Genomic DNA, 18,761 nt, shown 5'->3' on the forward strand with positions numbered 1-18,761 from the left:
TTCTCTGTTTTCACGCTGTCACATCAAGGAGTTTTATGTCTGCTGTTTTGCAAAGCCCACTCGCCACCGCAGCTGCGCCGCTGGAGATCACACCCCTGGCGGGTCGCATTGGTGCCCTTATTCAGGGCGTGCGTCTCTCTGGCGAACTCGCACCGGAGACCTTCGCGGCCATCCACCAAGCGCTGTTGCGCTACAAGGTAGTTTTCTTCCGGGGTCAGCACCACCTTGACGACGCTTCGCAACAAGCGTTTGCATCCCTGTGGGGTGACGTGGTGGCCCACCCCACCGTGCCTTCGCGCAACGGCACACAGATCCTGGAGCTGGACTCCCAGCACGGCGGGCGTGCAAACTCATGGCATACCGATGTGACTTTTGATGTGGACTACCCCAAGGTCTCGGTACTGCGCGGGGTAACGATCCCCGAGTCCGGAGGCGATACGGTCTGGTCCAACACGGCAGCTGCCTATGAGGAGCTCCCTGAGGAGTTGCGTGCCTTGGCCGATCGTCTGTGGGCCGTGCACAGCAATGACTACGACTACGCCGCCACCCGCGTGGAGCCCGATGACGCGGGTGCCCAGCACTACCGCGAAGTATTTCGCGCCCGCTTGATTGAGGCGCAGCACCCCCTGGTACGCGTGCACCCCGAAACCGGCGAACGCACTTTGGTGGCTGGCCATTTCGTCAAGCGCTTTGCCGGCTACAACACCCACGATTCGGACCGCCTGTTCGAAATCTTCCAACACCACATTACCCGCTTGGAGAACACCGTGCGCTGGCAATGGACGACAGGCGACGTGGCTATCTGGGACAACCGCGCCACCCAACACTACGCCATCAACGACTACGGCAAGCAACACCGCGTAGTACGCCGCGTGACCGTGCGTGGCGAGGTTCCCGTCGCTGTGGACGGCCAACGCAGCTTCGTGCCCGGCAACGCTGTCACGCACCCCGCCTGATGCGCGGGTTCTTCACCCGCCACGCCTTTCTGCTGCGCTTTGCCCTGCTGTCCTCCTTCATGGGGACCAGCGTGGGCCTGGCCAAGTTCACCACCACCCTGTACGCGCTGGAGCTGGGCGCCCAGGGCTGGTTGTTGGCGGCCATGGCGGGCGCCCAATCAGTGGGCATTCTGTTCATGAGCCTGCCGGTGGGCTTCTGGGTGGAGCGCTTCGGGCCGGCGCGGCTGTTCATTGCGGGCAGCTGGCTCATGGGGGCGCTGTACGCCCTGATTCCTGCGGTGCCCCATGCCTTTTTCTTGCTGGGCGTAACGGCGTGCATCAGCTTTCTGATGCCATTGCGCTTCGTGTCGCTCAACACCGTGTTCATGACGGCGCTGGACCGCATCGGCCATGCGCAGGCGGGCTGGCAGCGCGGCGCGCACATGTCAGGCATGTTTTTGCTCGGGCCGGTGGTGGCTGCCAGTGTGATCCATTGGGGTGGTCACGCCGGCAGCTACTGGCTGATTGCCGGCATGTTTGTACTGACGGCACTTTTGGCCGGCCCGGTGTTGCGAGAGCAGCCGCATTCCCCACCTGCAGCTGGTACCCGTGTGGGCATCTTCCGTTCGGTGCGCGCACTGTGGGCCGAGCCTGCGGTGCGCACCTTGGCCAGCCTCGAATTTGCAGTGCAAGCGGCGCACATGTATTACGCCTTCTATATCGTGGTGATTGCGGTGCAGCAGCTGGGTCTGCCCGCGCTGGGAGCCGGCTCGCTGGTGGCGGTGCAGGGAAGCGCTTTCATCTTCTCGCTGATTTTTCTGGGCCGGTGGACGGCACGCTTGGGACCCTTGCGCACGGTGGTGGGTGGCGCGGTGGCTGCTGGACTGGCCATGGTTCTACTAGCCAGTGCCCGCAATATTGGCGGGCTGTGGGCGGGCGGTGCGCTCTTGGGTCTGGGCTTGGGCTTGCTGCAAATTCATACGCTGAGCCAATTTGCTGTGTGGGGCGCCAAGCTGGGGCGCGGCCGGGTGTCGGGCCTGAGCGCGCTGGCCGGGCCCACAGGCGGCTTTCTGGGCGGCCTGCTCGGCGGCACCACCGGTGCAGCGATAGGGCTGCAAGCCATGTTCTTGGTTTTTGTCCCGCTGTTTGCGTGGCTGGCGTGGAACAGTGTGCGCGCCCACCGTTCGCCTCAGATGATTTCGGCTTAAAGAATCAACTTTTTATTCGTTTGAGTTTTGATGAGGACTGATTACAGTCGTTTTCCATCAGCGCTGCCGACTGCCCCATGCTTGGCATTGATATGCCAAACAGGCCTCTAGCGCCCATGGAATATGCGCGAGCAGCTCTTTATTTCATAGCAAATTTGTCACACACCAAGGAGAAGCGCCATGTCCGAGAACTGGAAATTCGAAACCAAGTCCGTCCACGCCGGTTACAGCCCCGATCCCACTACCAAGGCTGTCGCCGTGCCGATCTACCAGACGGCGGCTTATGCCTTTGACAGCGCCCAGCATGGCGCCGACCTGTTCGACCTGAAGGTGCCGGGCAACATCTACACCCGCATCATGAACCCCACGCAGGACGTGCTGGAAAAGCGCGTCGCGGCCCTGGAAGGCGGCCTGGCGGCCCTGGCCCTGGCCTCCGGCCAAGCGGCGGTGACCTACGCCATCCAGACGATTGCCGAGGCGGGCGACAACATCGTCTCCAGCACAGCACTTTACGGCGGCACCTACAACCTGTTCGCCCACACGCTGCCCCAATTCGGCATCACTACCCGCTTTGCGGACCACAAGAACCCCGACAGCTTTGCCCCGCTGATTGATGAACGTACCAAAGCCATCTTTGTCGAGTCTTTGGGCAACCCGCAAGGCAATGTGACCGACATCCGCCGCATTGCCGACATCGCGCACGCGCACGGCATTCCGCTTATTGTGGACAACACCGTGGCCACGCCCTACCTGCTGCGCCCCATCGAGCACGGCGCCGACATCGTGGTGCACTCGCTCACCAAGTACCTGGGCGGCCACGGCACCACCATTGGCGGTGCGATTGTGGACAGCGGCAAGTTCCCCTGGGCCGAGCACAAGGCCCGCTTCAAGCGCCTGAATGAGCCCGACCCCAGCTACCACGGCGTGGTCTATACCGAAGCCCTGGGACCTGCCGCCTACATCGGCCGTGCCCGCGTGGTGCCCTTGCGCAATACCGGTGCCGCCATTTCGCCCTTCAATGCATTCCTGATCCTGCAAGGCATAGAGACCCTGGCCCTGCGCCTGGAACGCATCACCGACAACGCGCTCAAGGTCGCGCAGCACCTGCAGAAGCACCCCAAAGTATCTTGGGTGAACTTTGCCGCCCTGCCCGGTCACCCCGACCATGCACTGGCGCAGAAATACCTGGGCGGCAAGGCCTCCGGGCTGCTGACCTTTGGTGTGAAGTCGGCCGAAGGCCAAGGCCGCGAAGCCGGCGCCCGCTTCCTCGATGCACTGCAGGTGTTCACCCGCCTGGTGAACATCGGCGATGCCAAATCCCTGGCCACTCACCCGGCTTCCACCACCCACCGACAGCTCTCGCCCGAGGAGCTGGCCAAAGCGGGTGTGCCCGTGGATGCGGTGCGTTTGTCAGTGGGCATTGAGCACATTGACGACTTGCTGGCCGACCTGGACAGCGCATTGGCAGCGGTGTGACGGGCGCATGAATTTTCAACAACTGAGATCCGTGCGGGAGGCCGTGCGATGCGGCTACAACCTGACCGAGGTGGCTGGCATGTTGCACACCTCGCAGCCCGGCGTAAGCCGGCAGATCCGCGAGCTGGAAGAAGAGCTGGGCGTGGAGATTTTCAACCGCGCCGGCAAGCGCCTCACAGGGCTCACGCCCCCGGGCAAAGACCTGCTGCCCATCGTGGAGCGCTTGCTGCTGGATGCCGAAAACCTCAAGCGGGCCGGCCAGGACTACAGCTCGCAGCTGGAGGGCCAGCTGTCCGTCGCTGCCACGCACTCGCAAGCCCGCTACGCCCTGCCCCAGGTGGTGAAAGACTTCCGCGACAAGTTTCCGAAAGTCACGCTGCACTTGCATCAGGGTTCACCCAAGCAGGTAGCCGCCATGCTGCTCTCCGGCGAGGCCGACATTGGTGTGGCCACCGAAGCGCTGGCCGACTACGCGCAATTGGTCACCCTGCCCTGCTACCGCTGGACGCACAGCATCGTGGTGCCTCCGGGCCATCCACTGCTGGAGCAGACGGAGCCCGTCACGCTGCGCCAGTTGGCGCATTACCCCATCATCACCTACGAGCTGGGCTACACCGGCCGGGCTCATATTGACAACGCGTTTGCCGCTGAAAGCTTGCGCCCGGATGTGGTGCTGACGGCGATGGATGCAGACGTGATCAAAACCTATGTCGAACTCGGCATGGGGGTGGGCATCGTCGCGTCGGTCGCGCTCGATGCGGAGCGGGACCGCAACCTGCGTATCCTGGATGCAGGCCACCTCTTTCAGGTGAACGTAACCCGCTTGGGGCTACGCAAAGGCGTGTGGTTGCGCGGCTATGCCTACAGCTTCATCGAAACCTTTGTGCCGACTTTGAACAAGGCTGTGGTGGCCCGCACGTTGGTGGAAGCGAACCACCAGGAAGCTTGAAGACACAGGGCGGGCTGCAAGGGCCCGCCCTTATGCGGTTTGCGCAGTTGAAGCTGACGTTTCATTCCTTCTCTTGTGCGCAAGGTCTTCGCAGAATGAACTCCCTATGCAAGCGGCATGTGCCGCGGGAGAAAAACAATGCAAGACAAGTATTCCACGTACGACATCGACAGCCCATTCACCCTCCGTGAGTTGGCGCTGTCACTTGGCTATGCACTCGCAGGTGTGGGGGCGGTTGCCCTGATCGTGAACCTCTGGCTGCTGCCTGTGAAGATGATTTGAGGGCTCACACCATGCGCACTTTCAATCCCCATTCGTGTGACGACTTCATCCTCATCAATCTGGTGCGGGTGCTGAGCGTCACCACACGTTCCTGGCAGATCCAAAAAGGTAATAAGGACATGAAAAAACATTGCTTCCTGCAGTGGGGGGTAGCTCCCACAATGGACGCATTCATTTCACCAAGTAGAGCTCAACATGTCTGTATTACTCATTGCCGGTAGCCCCTCAGAGCGTTCACGCACTGCGGCCCTTTTGGAGGCCGCAGGCCAGCGTCTGGAGGCGCGCGGCGTGCTGGTCGACCGCTTGCGCGTGCGGGACCTGTCCCCACAGGCCTTGCTGCTGGCCGATTTCGGTCACCCATCCGTCAGCCAGGCAACCGGTCAAGTCGCAGAGGCTGACGTCATCATCGTGGCGACACCGGTGTACAAGGCTGCCTACAGCGGCGTGCTCAAGGTCTTTCTGGACTTGCTGCCGCAGGACGGCTTCAAAGGCAAAGTGGTATTGCCACTAGCTACCGGCGGCAGCCCGCACCACATGTTGGCGCTGGACTATTCCTTGCGCCCGGTCCTGCAATCGCTCGGTGCCAAACACATCCTGCCGGGCATCTATGCCACTGACTCGCAAGTCACTGTGAACGAGAGTGGCAGCTACCAAGTCAGCCCCGATATCGGCCAGCGTATCGATGATGCAGTGAACACGCTCATCACAGAAACGCTGCAAACCGGCTTGTCGATTGCAGGCCGATTCCCATCGGTCGCTTTTTCAGAGGTGCGTTGCAGCGTATAGGCACCAGGCAGTGCTGCGAGTCAGGGGTGATCAGCGGTGGCATGCACCTGCTCGTGGCGCAGCACATACAAGCCGCTGGCCACAATGATGGCGCCACCGAGCAGGGTAAATGCATCTGGCCATTGCCGCCACACCATCCAATCAATGGCCAGACTCCATGCAAGAGCGGTGTATTCAAAGGGGGCCACAGCACTGGCCTGCCCATGCCGGAAAGCTTCGGTAATCGCAAGTTGCCCCAGAAAACCGGAAATCGCCAAACCTAGCCATAGCCAAAGGTCCGCGCTCTGCACGGGCAGCCAATGCGGGGCGGCGAGCACGCCTGCGCCCAACGTCAAAATCACCATCACCCACAAGACCAGGCTGTCTTTGGAGTCGGTACGACTGCAAAGACGCGTCACCACCGCAGACACGGCGTAGCACACTGCGGCACCCAACACTGCCAACCCGGACCAGCTGACAAAACCCTCCGCGCTCGGCCGCAAGGCCACCAGTACCCCGGCAAGTCCACCCACTACCGCCCACCAGTGCGCGCGAGGCGCCTGCTCACCGAGCACCGGCCAGGCGAGCACCGTGATCAACAGCGGCGCAAAGAACATCAGGGTATAGGCGTGGGTAAGCGGCAAGCCGCGCACACCGACGGTAAACAGCACCAGCATGGCGATCACCAGCGCCCCACGCAGCAGGTGCAAGGGCCAGCGTGCACGCATCACCTCCGGCCACGCACCCCGCCAATGAATCCACAACACGATCAACGGCAGCGAAAGCCCGCCACGCAATGCAGCGATCTGGATGGGGGGATAGCGCTCAGACAGCACCTTGATGAGGGTGTCCATCACAGAGAACAACATCACGGCCAGCAACATGGCAGTGATGCTGCGGGGGTTGCCCTCCTTCAAGCGGGAAATGAAGTTCGGCATGGTTCCAATCGTAGCGGCACAGGCAGGACGCGCTACAGTCCTGCCAACCCGCAGGACATGCATGAACTGGCTTACCGCTCTCTCGACCCTCTTTCGCCCCCAACCCCGCACTGCCGAGCAACGCGCGCGTGAGCTGCTGCGCGCGGTGGACGCCGGCGGCCTGCCCCTGAACGTGGCGGTGGTGAACCATATTGCGCGCGAACTGGGCCTGGATGTGTCGCGCAAGGCGCGCATGCCCGAGACGATCGAGCGCATCCGCAAAGTGATGGCAGCGCGCTAAAACCATGCTCAAACTCGGATTCAACTTTCTGGTCGTGGTGTTGCTGGTGCTGGTGGTGGTGTTCACCTGGCGCACCAAGCGGCGTGAAAAGTGGGAGCGTGCCGGCCTGTGCTACAGCTGCGGCGCTGTGCCCCACACCATCGACAAACATGGCCGCATCTGCAACGACTGCGTACTGACCCGCAAGATCCAGCGCGGCCTGGCCGCCTTCATGGCGCTGGTGGCGGCAACCATTGCCGCCTGGATGTACTGGCCGTTCTGAGCAGCAGACTCTTTCACTATGAATTTCATAGCTGCTCGCGCATATTCCATGGGCGCTACCGGTCGATTTGACTCCCAAATCCTCGGTGTAAGGAACTTCAGGGGACTGCGGCGTATCATCCAAACATGCGTGTTGTCCTCCTTATCCTGCTGATCGCCATGGCGCCCTTGCGCGGCATGGCCAATGAGCTGATGGCGACACGCATGGCCACCACCTTGGCGATGAACGTGAGCGCCGCCGCAGCCGCTGGCGACACGCATGCAGGCGGCCACCACTGCGAAGAGATGGCCCAAGCGCCACACCATACAAAGCAGCCGGCCGCAAAGACAGCAAGCCACGACGGTTGCGAGAACTGCTCGCTCTGCCAGATGTGCGCCTCGGCAGCCATGCCTGCCGAACTGCGCGTAGCCTTGCCGGTGTTCGGCCAGCAAATGCAAGTGCCGACCCGCACCGACCACTTTGCCAGCGCCCCGGCGGCCTTGGCCGAAAAACCACCCATTTCCTGATTCCAAGGCCCGTAGTGGGTCTGTAGTCCGCCCTTCACTGCCTTGTGCAGCGTTGGGGCGGGGTGTTGACACCTTGAATCAGGAAACCATCCATGTACTTTTCGCCTCCGCTTTTGAGGTCCACCGGCGCCTTTGGCACGGGGCTCGCTTCGGTGCTTTTATTCGCACTTTGGCTTGCCGCCCCCGCGTACGCACAGCCCAGCGCGCCAGCCCTTACCGAGCCAGCACGCACCCTGCAAGCCAGTGACGCCGCCAGCCTCGTGCCCGCACTGCCCTACCGCTCGGTGTTTGCCGACTTGCCCAAGGGCGTCGAAGAAGGCAGCACCGACTGGAAAGCCGCCAACAAGGCGGTGGCCCAGTTCCCGCGCGGTCACATCGACCTGCTGCAGTGGGAAAAAGCCCAAGCCGCGAAGCCGAAGGAGCAGCCATGATGCGCATCTTCTTGCCCTTGCGCGCGGTGCCCTTGGCACTCTCTGTTTCTCTCGCACTGCTGCTCTCCCCTGCCCATGCCGCCCTGCCCGATGGCGGTGTGCAAGGCCTGCAAACGGAGGTGCAGGCCAGGCTGAGCGGCCTGCTGGGCCCGTCGGCCGCGCCCTTGCGCATCGCCAGCCCGAGCTTTGCAGGCGACTATGAGCTGACCAAGCTACTCCAAGCCCCGCTGGATGGACCCGCTGCCATGCGCATTGCCCTGCTCCACAACCCTGAGTTGCAAATGGCGCTGGGTGCGGAGGGCAGCAGCGTCACCGACATGCAAAGCCCCGGCTTTCCGGCCCGGCTGCGCGCCCGAGACGAAGCTACCCGCTTGGCCTTGCGCGCCTACAAAGCGTGGGTGAACGCGGTGGCCGCAGAACGCAGCGCCCAGCTGCTGCGCGAGGCCAAGACCACGGCCGAAACCGCTGACGAGCTCACCCGCCGCATGGTGCGTGCAGGCAATGTGAACCGCCTGACCCAAGCCCAAAGCCAGGCCACCCTGTCTGAGGCGGCGGTAGCGCTGGCGCGGGGCGAGCAAGCGGCATTTGCCGCGCGCGAGCAGCTCATCCGGGTGCTGGGCCTGTGGGGTGCGCAAACCGGCTTTACCTTGGCGTCCGCCCTGCCCCCATTGCCCGCCAGCCCCACGGACACCACCGATCTGGAAGCCCGCGCCCTAGCCGCCCGCAGCAGCCTGCAAGCCGAACGCCTGAGTTGGCAACGCAAGCAAGCTACTCATGTGCCGTCCAGCATTGACGAACGCTGGGACGCGCTGGGCGACGCCGCCAAAGTACGTGCGCAAGCGGTCCAAGTGCGCAGCGAGGCACGCGAAGTTGCATTTAACCTGCGCACCCAGTGGGACATTGCCCACCACCTGCAAAACGAGGTGCTGCCGCTGCGCCAGTTCATCCACGACGAGCTGACCCTGCGCTACAACGGCATGCTGACCAGCGTGTTTGAGGTCATGGCTGACAGCCGCACTCGCACCATGGCAGAACTTGCGGCTGCAGAAGCGCTGCGCGACTATTGGCTGGCGTTTGCCGATGTGCAAGCAGTCCTGGCCGGCGTGTCGCCCGAAGGTAGTGCCCCCGCGCGCACCGGTGCCGCAGCCGGTGCCGATGCCAAGCCCGCGCATTGATCGCGCCCTCATTCAAGGATCTGTATGAACCGACGTAACTTCTTTAACGGTGCCGCCGCCACCGCCATGGGTGCGGTCGCTGCCGCCTCAGTCAGTCGCGTGGCCCTGGCCGCGCTGCCCGAACCGGTGCTGCAAACATCACCCGCCACCATGCCGCCCTTGGTGCCCGGCACCGGCCGGCCCTACAACCCGGTGGTTACCCTCAACGGCTGGACCCTGCCCTGGCGCATGAACCAGGGCGTGAAGGAATTCCACCTCGTGGCCGAGCCGGTCGTGCGCGAGATGGCGCCCGGCTTCAAGGCCAATATGTGGGGCTACAACGGCCAGAGCCCCGGCCCCACCATCGAGGTGGTGGAGGGCGACCGGGTGCGTCTGTTTGTGACCAACAAGTTGCCCGAGCACACCAGCGTGCACTGGCACGGCCAGCGCCTGCCCAACGGCATGGACGGTGTGTCCGGCCTGAACCAGGCGCCCATTCCCGTGGGCAAGACTTTTGTCTACGAGTTTGTGGCGCGCCGCCCCGGCACCTTTATGTACCACCCGCATGCCGACGAGATGACGCAGATGGCCATGGGCATGATGGGCTTCTGGGTCACGCACCCCAAGGCCAAGAACCCGCTGATTGCCGAGGTGGACCGGGACTTTTGCTTCCTGCTCAATGCCTACGACATTGACCCCGGCAGCATGACGCCCAAGACCATGACCATGCTGGACTTCAACCTCTGGAGCTGGAACAGCCGCATATTTCCCGGCATCGACACGCTCAACGTGCGCAAGATGGACAAGGTGCGCATCCGCGTGGGCAACCTCACCATGACCAACCACCCCATTCACCTGCACGGCCACGAGTTTGTGGTCACCGGCAGCGACGGCGGGCCCTGGCCGCTGACCGCGCGAGTGCCCGAGATCACCACCGACATTGCGGTGGGGCAGATGCGGCAATTCGAGTTTTTGGCTGACGAAGAGGGCGACTGGGCCTTCCATTGCCACAAGAGCCACCACACCATGAACGCCATGGGCCACAACGTGCCCACCATGATCGGGGTGGACCACCGCGGGCTGGTAGGCAAATTGCAAAAGGCCATGCCCGACTACATGGTGATGGGCGAACGCGGCATGGCGGATATGGGCGAGATGGAAATGCCCCTGCCCGACAACACCGCCCCCATGATGACGGGCACAGGCCCCTATGGCGGGGTGGAAATGGGCGGCATGTTCAGCATCCTCAAGGTGCGCAAAGACCAGAAGCCGGGGGACTACAAAGACCCCGGGTGGTACCGGCAGCCCCCGGGCACCCGCGCCTTTGAGTGGACGGGCGCCTTGCCAGAACCCGCGCGCTTTCAAGTCGAAGGCAAGGGAAGCATGCCGCTGGCCCAGCCGCCCCACCACGACACCCAGGTCCAGGTGCGCAAGCCCACAGGCCACATGAACCACTGAGCTTTTCTTTCACTTTTCACACCCATCGTAACCATGAAAAATACTATCAAACTCATAGCTGCTGGCGCAGTATTGGCAGGCGCCGGTGCCTCTTTTGCATCAGGAAGCCATGCCGGAGGCCACGGGCACGGCACCGAGGCCATCGGCAAGCCCGGCGTCGCCGCCAAGGTGACCCGTACGGTGCAGATCGACATGACCGACAACATGCGCTTCACCCCTGACACCCTCACCGTGCGCCGGGGAGAGACAGTGCGCTTTGTCGTCAAGAACTCGGGGAAGATCAAACACGAGTTCAACCTCGGTACCGAAAAAGACTTGAAGGAACACTACGAGTTGATGAAAAAGTTCCCCGAGATGGAACATGACGAACCTAACATCGCCAGCGTGGAGCCCGGCCAAACCGGTGAGGTGATCTGGCAGTTCACCAAGGCAGGTACCGTGAACTTTGCCTGCCTGCACCCCGGCCACTTTGACGCCGGCATGAAAGGCACTGTGAAAGTGGGAGCCAAATGATGCACACCCGCCGAACCGTGCTCGCGTCTCTCAGCGCGCTGTTGGCAGCGCCCGCATGGGCTGCCAAACCCGTCGGCCCCGCCATGGAGGTCTGGAAAGACCCCAATTGCGGCTGCTGCAAAGACTGGGTGAAACACTTGGAGCAAGCCGGCTTTGCCGTGCGGGTGTACGACACGGGCAACGAAGCCAAGCGTGCCGAACTGGGCATGCCGCAAACCCTGGGCTCCTGCCACACCGGCCAGGTAGGCGGTTATGTCATCGAAGGCCATGTGCCCGCCGAAGACATTAAGCGTCTGCTGCGCGACAAACCCAAGGCGCTAGGGTTGTCCGTACCCGGCATGCCCATAGGCTCACCGGGCATGGACGGCGCCATTTACAAGGGCCGCAAGGACCCGTTCGATGTGCTGCTGGTGGCCGCCAATGGCAGCCGCACCGTGTTCCAGAGTTACCGCTGAAAGGACTGCACCATGACTTTCTCTCACCTCGCACATCGGGCTGGCATCACCCTTGCCACGCTGGTCTGCGCAGCGTCCGTGTTGGCCCAAGAAACCGCCGGGCTGGCCCAGGGCGAAATCCGCAAGGTCGACAAGGCTGCAGCCAAAATCACCATCAAGCATGGCGACATACCCTCCATAGCGATGCCGCCCATGACCATGGTGTTTGGCGTCAAAGACGCGGCCTGGCTGGAGAGCGCCAAGGCCGGTGACAAAATCCGCTTCGATGTCGTCCAAGAGGGCGGCAAGTACATCGTCACCCGCCTCGAAGCCGACCGATAAGTTCCATGAAGCTTCTGCTGCTCCGCCTCACCCCCCGTGGCATCAGCGCCGCCTTGCTGGCGGCTCTGCTCTTCGGGGCCGGCACGCCGCTGGCCAAATGGCTGATGGGCGATGTGCAGCCTTGGATGCTGGCGGGCTTGCTCTACCTGGGCTCCGGGTTGGGCTTGGGCCTGTTCCGCAGGCTCATTGGTGCGGCACCGGTGCAGCTTGCCCCCGGCGAGTGGCGCTGGCTGCTGGGTGCGATTGCCAGCGGGGGCGTGGTGGGCCCGGTGTTGCTGATGGCGGGCTTGAGCGGCATGCCGGCGTCAGGCGCCTCTTTGCTGCTCAATGCTGAAGGTGTGTTCACCGCCGTGCTGGCGTGGGTGGCTTTCCGCGAGAACGTGGACCGGCGCATTGCACTCGGCATGGCCGCCATTGCCGCCGGTGCGGTGGTGCTGAGCTGGCCCTCGCAACCGGGGTTTGCGGGTGCATGGCCGGCGCTGTGCATTTTGGGGGCCTGCTTGGCCTGGGCGCTGGACAACAACCTCACGCGCAAAGTGTCTCTGCACGACGCGAGCTGGATTGCCTGCGTCAAAGGTTTGGTGGCGGGCAGTGTGAATTTGCTGCTCGCGCTCTTGCTGGGCAACGCGTTGCCTACGTTACCGGCACTCGGCGGCGCCATGCTGGTGGGCCTGCTGGCCTACGGCGTGAGCCTGGTGCTGTTTGTGGTGGGCCTGCGGGAGCTGGGCACGGCGCGCACCGGTGCGTATTTTTCACTGGCGCCTTTCTTTGGCGCGGCGCTGGGCGTGGCCACTGGCGAGCCGCTGACCTGGCAGCTCACAGCAGCGGCAGCGCTCATGGGCTTGGGGCTGTGGCTGCACCTGACCGAGCACCATGCGCACCCCCATGTGCATGAAGCCATGGACCACAACCATCCGCACAGCCACGACCTGCACCACCAGCACGATCACCCCGACCAACCCGGATTGGTGCTCGCCCCCGGCGAAGTGCACACCCATGCGCACCACCACACGCCCTTGCGCCACAGCCACCCGCATTACCCGGATGCGCACCACCAACACGCGCACCCTTGAGCCCGCCATGGACGGGCTCAATACCGTCGTTATGTCTTAGCGTGCGCTGAGCGGGGCGTGGCAGATTTGAGCCACAAAATAACCTTAGTGCCCTCGCCGGGCCGGCTTTGTAGTTCAACCCTCCCGCCGTGGATCTCCACAATTTCTTTCACCAGGGATAGGCCCAGCCCGGTGCCGGGGATGTTGCCCGAGGCATCGGCACGGTAGAACCGCTCAAACGCATGTTCAAATTGTTCCGGCGTCATGCCAATGCCCTGGTCTTGCACCGCAATACCTAGCCACGGAGGCTCTTGCCCGGCGGGGCCATGCACCACCGACACACGCACTTCACCACCGGCTGGAGAGTACTTGATAGCGTTGGACAAAACATTTTCCAGAGCTTGGCGCATTTTGTCGGCGTCATAGTTGGCGCATAGCGCGATATCCGGCAGCTCCACCACCAGGGTGTGGCTTTCTTGCGGAACGGCGACCGCCTCGCACGCTTGTTCAATGAGCGGAGCAAGGGCCTGCTCGCTCAATGAAAAGTCCAGCCCCGCCCTGGCTTCGATGCGCGCCAGATCAAGGAGCTCTGTCACCATGGTAGTGAGGCGCTTGGATTGCCGGTAGATTACATCCAGCATGCTGCGCTGGGCTTCTTCTGTGTATTTGCGTTTGAGCAAAAGCTCAACAAACCCGAAGATGCTCACCATAGGGGTGCGCAGCTCGTGGGCTGCCGTTGTCAAGAATTCGCTCTTCATGCGCGCGACATCTGACTCGGCGGTAATGTCCCGGAAGTAAAGCACCATCTGCCCGCGCTCGTTCACACGATGCTCCCGACGCAGCACGCGACGTACCGGACGAACCAGCACGAAAGTGAACACATGGTCGGTGTTGTGCACGGTGGCACTTTGGTAGTCCGCAGGGTTTTCACACTGCAATGCCAGGGCAGCATCCAGCGCCGCACACGTCTGCCCGGGCTGTGTGGGCACGCTGCTCATCGTACTGAAGGCCGGATTGGCATAGGCCAACTCGCCTCGCTCGGTGAATACGACCAGGCCATCACTGCTGAGCGCAAAGATGGCGTCCAGTCGTTCGTTCCGCTCAAGGATGTCGTGGTACTGCTTCTCCAGTTGTTGAGAAGCGCCATTGAGGGCCTGCTGCAGTTGGGCGACTTCACGGCTTCGGACCGGCACTGCCAAAGCGGAGCCGAAGTTCCGGGCCATGCCTTGCGCGAAATCGGCACATTGCGCGACCGGTCGCAAACGGTTACGCATCAACACAAACAAGGCCATCGACGTGAAGGCGGAGGTCAACAAAGCGGAAACGATGGTTTGCTGCCGCACCAGTGCACGGGCCTGCGCCTCGCCCTGCCGGTTCACCGTGACACGCGTCCACCCTGCCAGCGTGCCCACCTGAATCGGTGCCCATACCTGAATGCTGCCGCTGTCACCCTCGCCCACCAATTCGAGCTGAATGGCGGGGGTAGCAGGGGGGGCTTGAGGGCCCAACTCAAAGTTCAGCTTCGCCGCGCGCTCGGGCGTCACATCGACCACAGCACGCGGCTTGCCCTGGGGGTCAAATACCGCGAGCTGCACCAGATCAGGCGCATTGCGCATATTGATCAGCAGGGCCTCCAGCGCGCCACTGTCACGGGTAATTACCGCTGTTTCAGCTGCTGTGGCAAGGGTGGTGGCCAGTGTTAGGGCTTGGGCCTGCGCTGCGCTGCGATTGACTTGTGCGATCTGCGACTCGTACCACAGGCCGTAAGAGAGGAGCGAGATCAGAGTCACTGCCACCGTCAACCACGACACCTGGGTGAGCAGAGACCACGGCGCTTTCTCCTCTTTTAGCGGCTGAAAAGGGGTCTGCTGCATGCGCGAACCGGCGCGGCCCTATTTGGGCTGCACCACAAAACGATCCAGGCGGAGCGCTTCAAGAGGTGCATAGTCTTTGGCGTAGTCCGCCGCGACAAGGGCGTCGAGCGAGACACCCTCCATTAGCTTGCTGCCTGCTTCTGTCTTTGCGATTTTCAAAAGTGCATTGCGCACTGTGGTGCGGACCGAAGCATTCACCCGCGGATGCACAGCTACCGGGTGCGAGGCCGTGGAGGGAGTTTCATACAGCACCCGGAGTTTGTCGCGGACTTCGGCGGGCTCCCGATCCAGGGTGGAACGGATACCACCCGCAGCCGGGTTGTCACCCCGGATCACTGCCCGGTAAGCATTGACATGGGTTTGAACATACACCGGCTCAGTCGCAAGCTTGAAGCGCTCACCCAGTAGCGCGCGCATGTACAAGGATGCGCCAAACGCATTCGGTGCGGGGTAGGCAATAGTGCTGCCCTTGAGCTCTGCCAACTCGCGAAGGCTGCTGTCTTTGCGCACCACAAGAATCCCCGACAGCGGTTCACTGCTTCGCACCAGAGGAATGTATCCCCCGCTGCGGTGCGCCATCACGGTGTGATACGGGTTCAGGTAGACAAAATCGGGCTCCGCCGCAAGAAAGGAGGCCTCAAATTTGGGAATGGACTCTGATGTTTTGAGCTCAAACTTGTGTCCCGTTTCTACCTCCAGGGCTTCGAGCAACGGGCGCCAGGAACGGAAGACTTCCACCACCGGAAACTGGGGAACGACCGAGAAGCTGAAGGTATCTGCATGCACGGCGGTACCCGATGAAAACCACGCGGCCAGCAGGCCGACGAGAGAGCGGAAAAGTTTCCGATGGATACGCAACATCCCGGGACTCCTTGCAAGAAATGGACAGACGCTCATGCCGAGGTTTCAGTACGAGGTTTCAGTATGACACGGGCCTGTAGTTTTGAGGGCTTAACTACGGTCGGCCAAATGAAGCGCAGAAAACACCAAAATCGCCACAACCACGCCTCCCGCCGGCCACACTATTCCCGCCAGAAAAGGGGTGACCCAGACCAAGCTCCGTAAGCCTATGCTGTAGAGCACGCCCGCACGGCGCAAATGTTGCCGGCCGGTATCCATCCAGCGCGCACGCAGCGGCGAACCCACTGGCATGGCGCAAACAAAGCCGGCGTGGTGGTAGAAGCGGATGGACAAAGTGGTGCTCACCAAGGTCGTGACCAGAAGCAACAAAACCGTGAGTTCGCCCGCGAGTGCCGCAGACAACCCTGGGCTGACACCTTCTGCCGAGGCCGCGCGCAAAGCGGGTGCTGCCAGGCCGAGTGCCCCCATCAGCCCGAGCGCCGCGGTGGAGGCGGTCATGGTGGCGGTCATCACCGAGTTGCGGAGTGTCTGGACCGCGAGGATTTCTGTACCGACCTGGGCGGACATGGCATGTAGCCAGTCATCCCGCAGACGGCCGTGGGTCCGCCAGGCTGCACCGCGCGACAGCAGCGCGTAATAAACCGTGTACAGGAGTAGCAAAGTGGTGGTGGCAGCCCAAGGCCACCACAGGGAAAGGGTGCTCATGATGCCCGCGGCTTACAACGCGTTGAGCGGAATACGCAAGTAAGACACGCCGTTGCTGTCGGCGGGCGGCAGTTCGCCCGCGCGGATGTTGATTTGCACCGAGGGCAGGATGAGGTTGGGCATGGCCAGGCCGGCATCGCGGGTGGTGCGCATGGCCACGAAGTCCTGCTCGCTCACACCGTCGCGGATATGGATGTTGCCCGCACGTTGTGCGCCCACGGTGCTTTCCCACGCGGCTTCGCGGCCGGCGGGCGGGTAGTCGTGGCACATGTAGAGGCGCGTGTCTTCTGGCATGGAGAGCAGGCTGCGCACACTGCGGTACAAGGTGTTGGCATTGCCGCCGGGGAAGTCGCAACGGGCGGTGCCTACATCGGGCATGAACAAGGTGTCGCCCACAAACACGGCGTCGGGTTCGCTGCCACCATCCACTTTGAAGGCCATGCAGGCGGGCGTATGACCGGGCACGGCCAATGCCTGCGCCTGGAGCTCTCCGATGGCAAATGTTTCGTCAGGTGCAAGCAGATAGTCGAACTGGCTGCCATCGGGGTGGAATTCGGGCTCTAGGTTGAAGATGCCTTTGAACACGTTTTGCACCTGGGTGATGGCGGCCCCTATCGCAATGCGGCCGCCCAGGTGCTTGCGCAGGTAATGCGCCGCCGAGAGGTGGTCGGCATGGGCATGGGTTTCCAGAATCCACTGCACGGTCAAGCCCTGCTCTTTGACAAATGCCATCAGTGCATCTGCCGACGTGGTACTGGTGCGGCCAGCCTTGGAGTCGTAGTCGAGCACCGAGTCGACGATGGCACATTGGCCGCCGGCATGGTCATAGACCACATAGCTCACGGTCCAAGTGGCGGGGTCAAAGAAGGCTTTGATGTTCGGGGTGGCGCCCGTAGGGGTCGCGGGGGTAGCAGTGGAAGCGGTCATCGAGAACTCCTTGTAAAGGTCGTTATTTCAATTGCGAAGTAAATAGTTTATTGACTTATATATTGTTTGTCAATAAACTATCGACATCGAATGTGAAAGGAGCCTCCTCATGCTGGCTGACACCGCAACCCCCGCCGCCGCTTTGGATCTGGAGCAACTGCGCCGCTCTGCAGACGCCGCCTGCCGGCTGATGAAAGTGATGTCCAACCCCGACCGCCTGCTGCTGCTGTGCCAGCTCAGCCAAGGCGAAAAGCGGGTGGGCGAACTCGAAGAACTGGTGGGTATTGCCCAGCCCACCCTGTCGCAACAGCTGAGCGTGTTGCGGGAAGAAGGCCTGGTCACCACCCGACGGGAAGGCAAATCCATTTACTACGGCATTGACAGCCCGCAGGCGATGGCCGTCATGGGCGTTCTCTACAACCAGTACTGCGGCGCCCCTCAAGGCGAGTAAGCACTCACAATTTTGAAGGAAATCACACTATGCAAATCGATTGGAACCATTTCACCCCCTGGGCTTCGCTGATCGGGGGCATCCTGCTCGGGCTTGCCGCCAGCCTTTTCATTCTGGTGAACGGGCGCATTCTGGGCATCAGCGGCATTGTGGGCGGCCTGCTCATGCCACGCGGCGGAGATGCCGCCTGGCGCCTGGCGTTTGTGCTGGGTCTGGTCGTCGCACCCGCTGTCTATGCGCTGGCAGGCGGCCCGGTGCCTGCGACCGTGGACGCCGGCTGGCTGACCCTGATCGTGGCCGGCTTGCTGGTGGGCGTAGGCACCCGTTACGGTGCTGGCTGCACCAGCGGCCACGGCGTGTGCGGTTTGTCACGCCTCTCGCCACGTTCCTTGGTCGCCACCCTGTCCTTCATGGGCGCGGGCTTTGCGGTTGTGTTTGTCATTCGCCACGTGCTGGCTTGAGTTGAATCCATTGACGTTGAACTTTTGAATCTGGAGCTGCAGTTATGAAAAACGCTTTTCACCACCACCGCCTGGCCGAATTCGGCGTGGGCTTGCTGTTCGGCTTGGGCCTGATCCTGGCCGGCATGACCGACCCGTCCAAGGTTCTGGGCTTTCTGGACTTGGCCGGGTTGTGGGACCCCTCGCTGGCCTTCGTCATGGGCGGCGCCATTCTGGTGAGCCTGGGCGCATTCACCCTGGCCAAGAAACGTACGACCAGTTTTCTGGGCGGTGCCATGCAACTGCCCACCAGCCGCGACATCGACAAACGCCTGGTGACCGGTAGCCTGCTTTTCGGCGCGGGCTGGGGCCTGGCCGGCTTCTGCCCCGGACCTGCACTCGTTTCTGTGGGCACCGGCAACCCCAAGGCCGTGGTGTTTGTGCTGGCCATGCTGGCCGGCATGGCGCTGTTTGAAGTGCTGGAACGTCGCCCCGCTAAACTCGCGCTGAAAGGATAA

The 18,761-nt window shown here is 62.4% G+C and carries 24 protein-coding genes; 19 read left to right on the plus strand and 5 right to left on the minus strand.

Features of this window, described 5'->3' with window-relative positions; genetic code table 11:
- Positions 1–35: 35 nt before the first annotated feature.
- The 6 genes from RAN89_RS02475 (at position 36) to ssuE (ending at position 5,636) form a co-directional block, all read left to right on the plus strand.
- The gene (locus RAN89_RS02475) at positions 36–956 is read left to right on the plus strand and encodes a TauD/TfdA dioxygenase family protein (protein ID WP_313868090.1); all 921 of its coding nucleotides are present in this window, start codon (positions 36–38) and stop codon (positions 954–956) included.
- A complete protein-coding gene (locus tag RAN89_RS02480) occupies positions 956–2,143 on the plus strand; it encodes an MFS transporter (RefSeq protein WP_313868091.1) in 1,188 nt (395 codons plus the stop codon). The genes RAN89_RS02475 and RAN89_RS02480 overlap by 1 nt, the downstream gene beginning before the upstream one ends.
- A gap of 180 nt (positions 2,144–2,323) precedes the next feature.
- Entirely contained in the window at positions 2,324–3,619 is a 1,296-nt protein-coding gene (locus RAN89_RS02485; protein ID WP_313868092.1) for an O-acetylhomoserine aminocarboxypropyltransferase/cysteine synthase family protein, read from the plus strand.
- Between the two features lie 7 nt (positions 3,620–3,626).
- Entirely contained in the window at positions 3,627–4,568 is a 942-nt protein-coding gene (locus RAN89_RS02490) for a CysB family HTH-type transcriptional regulator (RefSeq protein WP_313868093.1), read from the plus strand.
- Between the two features lie 138 nt (positions 4,569–4,706).
- Complete coding sequence (locus tag RAN89_RS02495) at positions 4,707–4,850, plus strand: hypothetical protein (RefSeq protein ID WP_313868094.1); 144 nt, start codon at positions 4,707–4,709, stop codon at positions 4,848–4,850.
- 195 nt (positions 4,851–5,045) lie between these two features.
- Positions 5,046–5,636: an NADPH-dependent FMN reductase gene (ssuE, locus tag RAN89_RS02500; RefSeq protein WP_313868095.1), complete on the plus strand. Its 591-nt coding sequence runs from the start codon at positions 5,046–5,048 to the stop codon at positions 5,634–5,636.
- A 20-nt stretch (positions 5,637–5,656) separates the two neighbouring features.
- On the opposite strand, the gene RAN89_RS02505 is transcribed toward ssuE, so the two are convergent.
- Positions 5,657–6,553, minus strand: a complete 897-nt coding sequence (locus RAN89_RS02505; protein WP_313868096.1) for a DMT family transporter — start codon at positions 6,551–6,553, stop codon at positions 5,657–5,659.
- 61 nt (positions 6,554–6,614) lie between these two features.
- On the opposite strand from RAN89_RS02505, the gene RAN89_RS02510 reads away from it, so the two are divergent.
- From RAN89_RS02510 to RAN89_RS02555, 10 genes are all read left to right on the plus strand, one after another.
- Positions 6,615–6,833: a hypothetical protein gene (locus RAN89_RS02510; protein WP_087495632.1), complete on the plus strand. Its 219-nt coding sequence runs from the start codon at positions 6,615–6,617 to the stop codon at positions 6,831–6,833.
- A gap of 4 nt (positions 6,834–6,837) precedes the next feature.
- Positions 6,838–7,095 (plus strand): hypothetical protein, encoded by a 258-nt coding sequence (locus RAN89_RS02515; protein ID WP_313868097.1) that lies wholly within the window; start codon positions 6,838–6,840, stop codon positions 7,093–7,095.
- Positions 7,096–7,220: 125 nt separating this feature from the next.
- Positions 7,221–7,601 (plus strand): hypothetical protein, encoded by a 381-nt coding sequence (locus RAN89_RS02520; protein WP_313868098.1) that lies wholly within the window; start codon positions 7,221–7,223, stop codon positions 7,599–7,601.
- A 92-nt stretch (positions 7,602–7,693) separates the two neighbouring features.
- On the plus strand, positions 7,694–8,032 hold the full coding sequence (locus RAN89_RS02525; RefSeq protein ID WP_313868099.1) for a hypothetical protein: 339 nt from the start codon (positions 7,694–7,696) through the stop codon (positions 8,030–8,032).
- Positions 8,029–9,207, plus strand: a complete 1,179-nt coding sequence (locus RAN89_RS02530; RefSeq protein WP_313868100.1) for a TolC family protein — start codon at positions 8,029–8,031, stop codon at positions 9,205–9,207. Before RAN89_RS02525 ends, RAN89_RS02530 begins: the two co-directional genes overlap by 4 nt.
- A 24-nt stretch (positions 9,208–9,231) precedes the next feature.
- Positions 9,232–10,644, plus strand: coding sequence for a multicopper oxidase family protein (locus tag RAN89_RS02535; protein WP_313868101.1), 1,413 nt, complete (start codon positions 9,232–9,234; stop codon positions 10,642–10,644).
- A gap of 33 nt (positions 10,645–10,677) precedes the next feature.
- Entirely contained in the window at positions 10,678–11,157 is a 480-nt protein-coding gene (locus RAN89_RS02540; RefSeq protein ID WP_313868102.1) for a cupredoxin domain-containing protein, read from the plus strand.
- Positions 11,157–11,612: a DUF411 domain-containing protein gene (locus RAN89_RS02545; RefSeq protein ID WP_313868103.1), complete on the plus strand. Its 456-nt coding sequence runs from the start codon at positions 11,157–11,159 to the stop codon at positions 11,610–11,612. Before RAN89_RS02540 ends, RAN89_RS02545 begins: the two co-directional genes overlap by 1 nt.
- A gap of 12 nt (positions 11,613–11,624) precedes the next feature.
- Positions 11,625–11,933, plus strand: a complete 309-nt coding sequence (locus RAN89_RS02550) for a copper-binding protein (protein WP_313868104.1) — start codon at positions 11,625–11,627, stop codon at positions 11,931–11,933.
- Between the two features lie 5 nt (positions 11,934–11,938).
- The gene (locus RAN89_RS02555) at positions 11,939–13,006 is read left to right on the plus strand and encodes a DMT family transporter (protein ID WP_313868105.1); all 1,068 of its coding nucleotides are present in this window, start codon (positions 11,939–11,941) and stop codon (positions 13,004–13,006) included.
- Positions 13,007–13,035: 29 nt separating this feature from the next.
- Here RAN89_RS02555 and RAN89_RS02560 read toward each other — a convergent pair whose 3' ends face one another.
- The 4 genes from RAN89_RS02560 to RAN89_RS02575 all read right to left on the minus strand — a co-directional run bounded on the left by RAN89_RS02560 (position 13,036) and on the right by RAN89_RS02575 (position 17,352).
- On the minus strand, positions 13,036–14,859 hold the full coding sequence (locus RAN89_RS02560) for an ATP-binding protein (protein WP_313868106.1): 1,824 nt from the start codon (positions 14,857–14,859) through the stop codon (positions 13,036–13,038).
- 18 nt (positions 14,860–14,877) lie between these two features.
- Positions 14,878–15,720 (minus strand): phosphate/phosphite/phosphonate ABC transporter substrate-binding protein, encoded by an 843-nt coding sequence (locus tag RAN89_RS02565; RefSeq protein ID WP_313868107.1) that lies wholly within the window; start codon positions 15,718–15,720, stop codon positions 14,878–14,880.
- Positions 15,721–15,810: 90 nt separating this feature from the next.
- The gene (locus tag RAN89_RS02570; RefSeq protein ID WP_313868108.1) at positions 15,811–16,425 is read right to left on the minus strand and encodes a DUF599 family protein; all 615 of its coding nucleotides are present in this window, start codon (positions 16,423–16,425) and stop codon (positions 15,811–15,813) included.
- 12 nt (positions 16,426–16,437) lie between these two features.
- Entirely contained in the window at positions 16,438–17,352 is a 915-nt protein-coding gene (locus RAN89_RS02575) for an MBL fold metallo-hydrolase (protein WP_313868109.1), read from the minus strand.
- A gap of 109 nt (positions 17,353–17,461) precedes the next feature.
- Between RAN89_RS02575 and RAN89_RS02580 the strand changes: the two genes are divergently transcribed.
- From RAN89_RS02580 to RAN89_RS02590, 3 genes are read left to right on the plus strand one after another with little or no spacing between them, the layout of a single operon-like run.
- The gene (locus RAN89_RS02580; protein WP_313868110.1) at positions 17,462–17,803 is read left to right on the plus strand and encodes an ArsR/SmtB family transcription factor; all 342 of its coding nucleotides are present in this window, start codon (positions 17,462–17,464) and stop codon (positions 17,801–17,803) included.
- 29 nt (positions 17,804–17,832) lie between these two features.
- Positions 17,833–18,264 (plus strand): YeeE/YedE family protein, encoded by a 432-nt coding sequence (locus RAN89_RS02585; protein WP_313868111.1) that lies wholly within the window; start codon positions 17,833–17,835, stop codon positions 18,262–18,264.
- 44 nt (positions 18,265–18,308) lie between these two features.
- Positions 18,309–18,761 (plus strand): YeeE/YedE family protein, encoded by a 453-nt coding sequence (locus tag RAN89_RS02590; RefSeq protein WP_087495645.1) that lies wholly within the window; start codon positions 18,309–18,311, stop codon positions 18,759–18,761.

The organism is Rhodoferax mekongensis, from assembly GCF_032191775.1.
GTDB classification, from domain to species: Bacteria; Pseudomonadota; Gammaproteobacteria; order Burkholderiales; family Burkholderiaceae_C; genus Allorhodoferax; species Allorhodoferax mekongensis.

What these genes read in the sequence shown, in the direction of transcription:
- RAN89_RS02475 (WP_313868090.1), top strand. Translation starts at nt 36, where the DNA reads ATGTCTGCTGTTTTGCAAAGCCCACTCGCCACCGCAGCTGCGCCGCTG.
- RAN89_RS02480 (WP_313868091.1), top strand. Translation starts at nt 956, where the DNA reads ATGCGCGGGTTCTTCACCCGCCACGCCTTTCTGCTGCGCTTTGCCCTG.
- RAN89_RS02485 (WP_313868092.1), top strand. Translation starts at nt 2,324, where the DNA reads ATGTCCGAGAACTGGAAATTCGAAACCAAGTCCGTCCACGCCGGTTAC.
- RAN89_RS02490 (WP_313868093.1), top strand. Translation starts at nt 3,627, where the DNA reads ATGAATTTTCAACAACTGAGATCCGTGCGGGAGGCCGTGCGATGCGGC.
- RAN89_RS02495 (WP_313868094.1), top strand. Translation starts at nt 4,707, where the DNA reads ATGCAAGACAAGTATTCCACGTACGACATCGACAGCCCATTCACCCTC.
- ssuE (WP_313868095.1), top strand. Translation starts at nt 5,046, where the DNA reads ATGTCTGTATTACTCATTGCCGGTAGCCCCTCAGAGCGTTCACGCACT.
- RAN89_RS02505 (WP_313868096.1), bottom strand. Translation starts at nt 6,553, where the DNA reads ATGCCGAACTTCATTTCCCGCTTGAAGGAGGGCAACCCCCGCAGCATC.
- RAN89_RS02510 (WP_087495632.1), top strand. Translation starts at nt 6,615, where the DNA reads ATGAACTGGCTTACCGCTCTCTCGACCCTCTTTCGCCCCCAACCCCGC.
- RAN89_RS02515 (WP_313868097.1), top strand. Translation starts at nt 6,838, where the DNA reads ATGCTCAAACTCGGATTCAACTTTCTGGTCGTGGTGTTGCTGGTGCTG.
- RAN89_RS02520 (WP_313868098.1), top strand. Translation starts at nt 7,221, where the DNA reads ATGCGTGTTGTCCTCCTTATCCTGCTGATCGCCATGGCGCCCTTGCGC.
- RAN89_RS02525 (WP_313868099.1), top strand. Translation starts at nt 7,694, where the DNA reads ATGTACTTTTCGCCTCCGCTTTTGAGGTCCACCGGCGCCTTTGGCACG.
- RAN89_RS02530 (WP_313868100.1), top strand. Translation starts at nt 8,029, where the DNA reads ATGATGCGCATCTTCTTGCCCTTGCGCGCGGTGCCCTTGGCACTCTCT.
- RAN89_RS02535 (WP_313868101.1), top strand. Translation starts at nt 9,232, where the DNA reads ATGAACCGACGTAACTTCTTTAACGGTGCCGCCGCCACCGCCATGGGT.
- RAN89_RS02540 (WP_313868102.1), top strand. Translation starts at nt 10,678, where the DNA reads ATGAAAAATACTATCAAACTCATAGCTGCTGGCGCAGTATTGGCAGGC.
- RAN89_RS02545 (WP_313868103.1), top strand. Translation starts at nt 11,157, where the DNA reads ATGCACACCCGCCGAACCGTGCTCGCGTCTCTCAGCGCGCTGTTGGCA.
- RAN89_RS02550 (WP_313868104.1), top strand. Translation starts at nt 11,625, where the DNA reads ATGACTTTCTCTCACCTCGCACATCGGGCTGGCATCACCCTTGCCACG.
- RAN89_RS02555 (WP_313868105.1), top strand. Translation starts at nt 11,939, where the DNA reads ATGAAGCTTCTGCTGCTCCGCCTCACCCCCCGTGGCATCAGCGCCGCC.
- RAN89_RS02560 (WP_313868106.1), bottom strand. Translation starts at nt 14,859, where the DNA reads ATGCAGCAGACCCCTTTTCAGCCGCTAAAAGAGGAGAAAGCGCCGTGG.
- RAN89_RS02565 (WP_313868107.1), bottom strand. Translation starts at nt 15,720, where the DNA reads ATGTTGCGTATCCATCGGAAACTTTTCCGCTCTCTCGTCGGCCTGCTG.
- RAN89_RS02570 (WP_313868108.1), bottom strand. Translation starts at nt 16,425, where the DNA reads ATGAGCACCCTTTCCCTGTGGTGGCCTTGGGCTGCCACCACCACTTTG.
- RAN89_RS02575 (WP_313868109.1), bottom strand. Translation starts at nt 17,352, where the DNA reads ATGACCGCTTCCACTGCTACCCCCGCGACCCCTACGGGCGCCACCCCG.
- RAN89_RS02580 (WP_313868110.1), top strand. Translation starts at nt 17,462, where the DNA reads ATGCTGGCTGACACCGCAACCCCCGCCGCCGCTTTGGATCTGGAGCAA.
- RAN89_RS02585 (WP_313868111.1), top strand. Translation starts at nt 17,833, where the DNA reads ATGCAAATCGATTGGAACCATTTCACCCCCTGGGCTTCGCTGATCGGG.
- RAN89_RS02590 (WP_087495645.1), top strand. Translation starts at nt 18,309, where the DNA reads ATGAAAAACGCTTTTCACCACCACCGCCTGGCCGAATTCGGCGTGGGC.